This is a genomic window from Nesterenkonia marinintestina, from assembly GCF_025420485.1.
Taxonomy (GTDB): domain Bacteria; phylum Actinomycetota; class Actinomycetes; order Actinomycetales; family Micrococcaceae; genus Nesterenkonia; species Nesterenkonia marinintestina.
In genome coordinates this window covers 22,301-28,867 of sequence record NZ_JAOEFD010000018.1, presented here as the reverse complement: position 1 = coordinate 28,867, position 6,567 = coordinate 22,301, and the positions used below count along the sequence as shown (strand labels likewise).

The window sequence follows — 6,567 nt, the reverse complement described above, 5'->3', positions numbered from 1 at the left end:
GGGGGGGGGGGGCCCCACAGGGTGGTGGTCTCAGTCGTCAGAGGCCGGCGGCGACCCGTCGGCGGATCTCCTGCCAGTCCACCGTGTTGGGGCACAGCGTGCTGGAGACCGAGTTGTGCGGGATGATCGCGGCCTGCGGGTCCAGGCCGTACCGTCGGCAGATCTCGATGCACAGCTGCACCGAGGTGTCCATCGTCCAGGCGTCGGGAGCACGGTTCTGATCGGCAGAGTGCTCGATCCCCACGGAACGACGGTTCGTGGCCAGGTGCCCGGCGTGCCAGGCGGTGTTCTGCTCGGAGACGTGTTGGCTGACCTCGCGCTCACCGATCGAGTAGTGGGCGCTCACCTGGGAGGAGGGCTGCGAGAAGGTGGCGTCGGCGGCGGCACGGTCGCCGACGATGTAGTGGATGACGATCCGGTCGATGGGAGTGCCTTCCCGACCGACGGAGTGGTTCGGCGAGACGCGCCAGATGACGTCGACGCTCATCAGCGATCACCTCCTGCCGCTGCGGCGGCCCTCTCACGAGCCTCGACCACATGCGATCCGTCACGCCCCATCGGGCATGACAGCGGGAAGTCGCCGTCGGAGCCGTCGCCGGCCATCCCGGCGTGCTCCGGCGCATTGCCCGGGTTGTTCTGCGGACGGTCGGAGCCCTGCTCCCCCGGCCGCGGAGATGCGACGGCGGAGGCCGCGGCACCGACCGCTCCGGTGGTCACGGCGGCGGCCGAGGCGAGTGCCGCCGAAGCACCCAGAAGGATGCTCCGTCGACCCATGGGCTCAGCACCGTCCTGCGGTAAGGTCTCAGTCCAGTCTCTGTTCTGTGACATACCCACAACCCTTGCGCATCATGTTCTCAGAATCAACCGTTCGTCAGTCCGGTCAGTCGACGGCGGGCTCCCCCTCGTCATCATCGTGGGTGGTGCGTCCACGCAGGTTCCGACGGATGTCGAGGCCGGCGGCGATGACCACGACCGACAGACGCACGTTGCCGGGTCGCTCTGTCATCGGCCGGTCGGCTCGGCTCGTCACCGGTCCGGGGCCGTCGGTGCGGCGCGGTCGTCGACGGAGGTCATGGCCTCGTCGAGGCGCTCGATCCCGGCTTCGAACCGTCGGACGGTGTCCCACAGATCGGGGTGTGACTGTCGGACCTCCTCGAGGGAGAGTCCCGAGGCCCGCATCGTCGCCAGATCGAAGCTCACGTTCGTCCGAGCCCCGGTGATCGCTGCTCGGAGTGCGCCGCAGGCGACGACGACGTCGGCCACGAGTGCCATATTCCCGTGTCGGGTGAGCCACATCAGGTCGTCGACGGCGTCGAGGGCGAGCTCACCGAGCTCGGCGGAGGACTGTGCGGCCCGCAGCGAGGCCTCGTGGATGGCCTCGTCTCGTGCCGGACCTCGCTCACGGGAGAACGCGGCCCCGAAGGCCTGGGAGGCGTCGGCGTCGTCGTCGGCGAGCTGGAGGGCGGCTCCCCGCAGCTCTCGAGCCCTGGCCCTGAGGTCGTCGAGCTCCTGCCGCTGCTCCGGTGACGCCTCGGTGTAGCCGGCGACCATCGAGGTCAGAGACGCGGCGATGCCGAGCATCACCCCGGCCCCTGCGCCTCCTCCGGGAGATCCGGCGGCCTCCGCCAGAGCATCGGTCCAGTCGTCGACGGTGGAGTGTCGGGTGGTGAAGTCCTCGGGAGCATCCATGCACCAAGTCTGCCGCATCGAACCGCCTCATCCCCAGACCCCGCACCCCGCTGATCCTAGGACACAGTCTGAAGAACCCCCAGGTCAGCCACAGAAGGATGACTGAGACGCCGAGTCGACGATGTCCCGAGCCGCCAGCAGCACGACGAAGCCCCGGACCGCTGTCACTCCAGCGGTCCGGGGCTTCCGTTCGGTCGGGATGACAGGATTTGAACCTGCGACCCCACGACCCCCAGTCGTGTGCGCTACCAAACTGCGCCACATCCCGTGACGGCCCGGAACGCGTCCCGGGCACCGGAAGAGTCTACCCCAGGAGCGCCGCGGATGCCGCATCGGCTCGGGGCGTGATGAGGGCTCGTCGGAGACCTCTGCGCGCGCTCACCTCTTCCGGCGGCGCTTCTCCCGAACCCGCATGCTGATCTCGATCGGCGTGCCGGTGAAGTCGAAGGTCTCCCGCAGACGACGCATGATGAACCGGCGGTAGCCGGGGTCCAGGAATCCGGTGGTGAAGAGCACGAACTTCGGAGGACGGGAGGACGGCTGGGTGGCGAAGAGGATGCGCGGCTGCCTGCCCCCGCGCACCGGATGCGGATGCGCGGCCACCAGCTCTCCGAGGAACGCGTTCAGTCGCCCGGTGGGGATACGCTGACTCCAGTTCTCCAGGGCCGTGTCCAGGGCCGGGGCCAGCTTGTCCTTGTGCCAGCCGGTGCGGGCGGAGACGTTGACCCGGGGGGCCCAGGTCACATGACCCAGATCCCGGCTGATCTCACGCTCCAGGTAGTAGCGCCGCTCGTCGTCGAGCAGATCCCACTTGTTGTAGGCGATGACCAGAGCACGTCCGGAGTCCACGGCCATCTGGAGGATGCGGACGTCCTGCTCCGAGATCGGCTCGTCCACCGCGAGCAGTGCGACGGCCACCTCGGCCTTGTCCAGCGCCCGCTGCGTGCGCAGCATCGCATAGTACTCAGAGCCCTGGGCCATGTGCTGCCGCCGCCGGACCCCCGCGGTGTCGACGAACCGCCAGGTCTCCCCGCCCAGCTCGATGTACTCGTCGACGGGGTCCCGCGTGGTGCCGGCGACCTCGTCGACGACCACCCGTTCCGAGCCGGCCAGCTTGTTCAGCAGCGACGACTTCCCCACGTTCGGCCGTCCGATCAGCGCCACCCGCCGCGGACCGCCGATCGGGATCATCCCTCCGTGCTGGGCCGTCTCGGGCATGAGCTTCACCGCCGCGTCCAGGACGTCGCCGGTTCCGCTGCCGTGCAGCGCGGAGATCGGGTACGGCTCCCCCAGGCCGAGGTTCCACAGCGGGTACACCTCGGCCATGTGCGCATCCGACTCGACCTTGTTCGCCACCAGGACCACCGGCTTGCGCTTGCGCCGAAGCATCTTCACCACGGCCTCGTCCACAGCGGTCGCACCGACGAGCCCGTCGACGACGAACAGCACCACGTCGGCCTCGTCGACGGCGATCTCCGCCTGGTCGGCCACCCGCCTGTGGATGCCCCTGGCGTCCTGCTCCCACCCGCCGGTGTCGACGATCGTGAAGTCCTTGCCGTTCCACTCCGCCTCGTAGGAGACCCGGTCGCGGGTCACCCCGGGCACATCTTCGACCACGGCCTGGCGCGCCCGGATGATGCGGTTGACCAGGGTCGACTTGCCCACATTGGGCCGCCCGATGATGGCCAGGACCGGAGGTGCGGCCACCTCGGGGACGAACTCCTCGTCCTCGAAGTCGGCGTCGAGGAGGAAGGCATCCTCGTCCTCGAGGTCGTACTCCTCGAGTCCGGCGCGCAGAGCGGCGGCCCGACTCTCGGCCTCGTCGTCGGTGATCGTCGCGAGCCGTTCAGCCAGACGGTCGTCATCGCCGGCGGGGACGTACTCCTCAGCACCCTCGGGCGTCTGTGCGTCGTGTCGGGCCACTGCAGCTCCTGATGATTGCGGGGTGTGGGTCCGGCCGGACGACCCCGGACCGGCGGAGGGGAATCCTCTAGTCTACCGACTCGATGCGGGCGACCAGCGAATTCACCGTCTCCTCGAAGCTCAGGTGGGAGGAGTCGAGCACGGCGACCCCGTCGGCGGCCTCGGTGAAGTTCGCCGCGGCCGAGTCCCTCGCATCACGCTCGATGACCTGACGCTGCAGCGACTGCGCCGACTGGCCGCCCCCGAGCTCGGCGCCCCGACGGGCGAGCCGCGCCTCGGCCGAGGCGGTCAGCAGCACGCGGACCTGGGCGTCCGGCGCCACGACGGTGGTGATGTCACGGCCTTCGGCGATGACGAATCCGGCGGCGTCGATGAGTCTGCGCTGCTCGGCTATCAGCACCGAGCGGGCCTGGCGGTTCGTCGCCACCTCGGAGACGGCCTCGGAGATCCGCGATTCACGGATGGCCTCGGTCACGTCGGCCTCCCCCACCCACACCTTCTGGTGGTCCGGATCGGTGGAGATCGACAGCGGGGTCTCCTCCACGGCCACGGCGACGGCCGACTCGTCGGAGAAGTCCACACCGGTGTCGAGGCAGTACCAGGTCGCCGCCCGGTACATGGCTCCGGTGTCGAGGTATTCGGCGCTCAGGCGGCGGGCCGCCGCCCGGCAGACGCTGGACTTGCCGGAGCCCGAGGGCCCGTCGACGGCGACGACGAGACGCCCGTGCGCCGAGGCCGGGGCAGGTGCCGCCGTGCTCTGATCCGGAGTCGTCACGACTGGACCACCTTCCATCCGAATTCGGTCATCGCCTCTGCCAGCTCCTCGCGTCGGCCGGGAAGCACAGACAGCTCCACCATACCGACCTGGTGGCCGGCCGAATGGTCCATGCGCATGTCCTCGACGTTGACTCCGACCTGTGCGACGTCGTTGAGGACGGCGGCGATCTGACCGGGCCGGTCGTCGACGATGACGATGAGCCGGGAGAAGGACTGCGGCGGACCGCCGTGCTTGCCGGGGACGCGAGCCCGCCCGGCGTTGCCCTCGGAGATCAGCTGGGCGATGTCCGCCTGGCCGCCGGGCGCACGGGGGCTCTCCAAGGTGCGGATCAGACGGTCGACGTCGTCGCGCAGCCCGTGGAGGATGTCGGTGATCGGGGCGGCGTTCGACGAGAGGATCTGCACCCACAGGTTCGGATCCGAGGCCGCGATGCGGGTCACGTCGCGCAGTCCGTTCCCCGCGAGCTCCAGCGCCGACGCAGGCGCCTCCTGCAGGCGGGAGGCCACCAGCGAGGCCGCGATCTGCGGCAGATGAGAGATCAGGGCGACCGACTCGTCATGGTCCTTCGGCGCCATGAAGTGCACCGTGGCGCCGAGCCGACGCGCGATCTCTTCGGCCCAGGCCACCGCGGCCTCGGTCGGGATCCGGACGCCTTGTTCTGCGGCGGGGCAGATCACCCACGGCATCGCGGTGAAGAGCTCGCCGCGTGCGGCCACGGGGCCGGACTGCTCCCGGCCGGCCATCGGGTGGGTGCCGACGTACCGGACGAGGTCGTCCCGCCTCAGCGCGTGCCCGGGGTCGTCCGCCGTCGCGTGCAGTTCGAGGAGGATCTCGTCCTTGACCGAGGCGACGTCGAGCACGATCGCCCCGGGGAAGGCGGTCAGAGCCGATGCGACCTCCCCCGCGGTGGCCTCGGGCGGGGCGGCGACGACGACGATCTCCGGATCGGGGTCCTGCGCGCTCTTCGGGGCACCGGCTCCGATGTCGGCGGCGATCGCCTGGGCGACGGCCGAGGGGTCGGACAGCGTCACCCGGTGGCCCCGCGCGGAGAGGCCCAACCCGATGCTGGCGCCCAGCAGACCGGTGCCGCGGACGAGCACGCGGGGCGTGTGCCGGGTGGCCTCCGGGGTGGTCTCCAGGGCGTTCACCGGGCGACCTCCTCGTCGTCGCGCGGCGCAGGAGCCTGCTCGGTCAGGTCCAAGAGGTGTCCCAGCTCATGGCGTCCGAGTTCGCGGACGGAGCCCTGCGGCTGGTCTCCGATCGTGATGTCTCCGATGGCCGTGCGCACCAGACGTGTCACCGGGTGCCCCACGTGGTCGAAGATCCTCCGCACGATCCTGTTGCGCCCCGAGTGCAGCGTGATCTCGACGAGGCTGCGTCTGCCGGCCGCACCGCGGAAGACGTAGGAGTCGACTGCGATGGGCCCGTCGTCGAGGGTGATCCCCGCCTGCAGCGTCCTCCCCAGGCTCTTGGGCACGGACCCCTCGATCTCGACGAGGTAGGTCTTGGGGACCTCGTAGGAGGGGTGGGTCAGTCGGTGGGCGAGTTCGCCGTCGTTGGTCAGCAGCAGCAGGCCTTCGGTCTCCCGGTCCAGCCGACCCACGTGGACGAGCCTGACCTGCTTCAGCTCCACGGTCAGGTGGTCGTCGATGCAGGGGCGGCCCTGCGGGTCGGACATGGTGGTGACCACACCGGTGGGCTTGTTGAACATGTAGTACCGCTGGGCGACGTCGAGCTGGAGCCGGACCCCGTCCACACGGACGGCGGCGGACTTCGGATCGATGCGCACTCCCGGTTCGACGACGGTGTGGCCGTCGACCTCGACCCGCCCCTCGGAGATCAGGTCCTCGCAGACCCGTCGCGAGGCGACCCCGGCCTGGGCGAGAACCTTCTGGAGGCGGACGCCGTCGGGGTCGTGGACGGCGGCGAAGTTGTCCTCGGCCTCGTCCTCGCGGACCTTCGACCGTTCCGGACGACGCCGCATGATCCGCTGCGGCTTCTCCTCGGCGAACGGCCCGCCTTTCGAGCCGGAGCGGGGTGTGCGTGCCGCGCGTGCGGCACGCGGCGGCTTGGCCCGCTTCTGCCCGCGCCGCTGCGGCGGGCGGCTCCCCCGTGAAGACATGCGCCCCATTCTAGGACCTGCCGGGCGAGCGGACGCCATCGACCCAGACCCGCAT

The 6,567-nt window shown here is 70.2% G+C and carries 8 protein-coding genes and 1 tRNA gene; all 9 read right to left on the bottom strand.

All coding sequences use genetic code 11. The features are described from left to right. Window positions 1–37: 37 nt before the first annotated feature. The 9 genes from N7E59_RS11355 to N7E59_RS11315 all read right to left on the bottom strand — a co-directional run bounded on the left by N7E59_RS11355 (window position 38) and on the right by N7E59_RS11315 (window position 6,512). On the bottom strand, window positions 38–487 hold the full coding sequence (locus tag N7E59_RS11355) for an N-acetylmuramoyl-L-alanine amidase (RefSeq protein WP_261625052.1): 450 nt from the start codon (window positions 485–487) through the stop codon (window positions 38–40). Then, entirely contained in the window at window positions 487–828 is a 342-nt protein-coding gene (locus N7E59_RS11350; RefSeq protein WP_261625051.1) for a hypothetical protein, read from the bottom strand. The genes N7E59_RS11355 and N7E59_RS11350 overlap by 1 nt, the downstream gene beginning before the upstream one ends. Before the next feature lie 52 nt (window positions 829–880). Beyond that, the gene (locus tag N7E59_RS11345; protein WP_261625050.1) at window positions 881–1,006 is read right to left on the bottom strand and encodes a hypothetical protein; all 126 of its coding nucleotides are present in this window, start codon (window positions 1,004–1,006) and stop codon (window positions 881–883) included. Between the two features lie 20 nt (window positions 1,007–1,026). Then, window positions 1,027–1,689 carry a cyclodeaminase/cyclohydrolase family protein gene (locus N7E59_RS11340; protein WP_261625049.1) on the bottom strand — a complete coding sequence of 221 codons (663 nt, stop codon included), beginning with the start codon at window positions 1,687–1,689 and terminating at the stop codon, window positions 1,027–1,029. 194 nt (window positions 1,690–1,883) lie between these two features. Continuing rightward, window positions 1,884–1,957, bottom strand: a tRNA-Pro gene (locus N7E59_RS11335). 110 nt (window positions 1,958–2,067) lie between these two features. Next, complete coding sequence (gene der, locus N7E59_RS11330; RefSeq protein WP_261625048.1) at window positions 2,068–3,612, bottom strand: ribosome biogenesis GTPase Der; 1,545 nt, start codon at window positions 3,610–3,612, stop codon at window positions 2,068–2,070. Between the two features lie 67 nt (window positions 3,613–3,679). Next, window positions 3,680–4,387, bottom strand: coding sequence for a (d)CMP kinase (gene cmk, locus N7E59_RS11325; RefSeq protein WP_261625047.1), 708 nt, complete (start codon window positions 4,385–4,387; stop codon window positions 3,680–3,682). Continuing rightward, the gene (locus N7E59_RS11320) at window positions 4,384–5,538 is read right to left on the bottom strand and encodes a prephenate dehydrogenase (RefSeq protein WP_261625046.1); all 1,155 of its coding nucleotides are present in this window, start codon (window positions 5,536–5,538) and stop codon (window positions 4,384–4,386) included. The genes cmk and N7E59_RS11320 overlap by 4 nt, the downstream gene beginning before the upstream one ends. Next, window positions 5,535–6,512, bottom strand: coding sequence for a pseudouridine synthase (locus N7E59_RS11315; protein ID WP_261625045.1), 978 nt, complete (start codon window positions 6,510–6,512; stop codon window positions 5,535–5,537). The genes N7E59_RS11320 and N7E59_RS11315 overlap by 4 nt, the downstream gene beginning before the upstream one ends. Between the last annotated feature and the right edge of the window lie 55 nt (window positions 6,513–6,567).

Excerpts from the sequence above, each read along its gene's own strand:
- N7E59_RS11315 (WP_261625045.1), bottom strand. The coding sequence starts at position 6,512 with ATGTCTTCACGGGGGAGCCGCCCGCCGCAGCGGCGCGGGCAGAAGCGG.
- N7E59_RS11355 (WP_261625052.1), bottom strand. The coding sequence starts at position 487 with ATGAGCGTCGACGTCATCTGGCGCGTCTCGCCGAACCACTCCGTCGGT.
- N7E59_RS11350 (WP_261625051.1), bottom strand. The coding sequence starts at position 828 with ATGTCACAGAACAGAGACTGGACTGAGACCTTACCGCAGGACGGTGCT.
- N7E59_RS11345 (WP_261625050.1), bottom strand. The coding sequence starts at position 1,006 with ATGACAGAGCGACCCGGCAACGTGCGTCTGTCGGTCGTGGTCATCGCC.
- N7E59_RS11340 (WP_261625049.1), bottom strand. The coding sequence starts at position 1,689 with ATGGATGCTCCCGAGGACTTCACCACCCGACACTCCACCGTCGACGAC.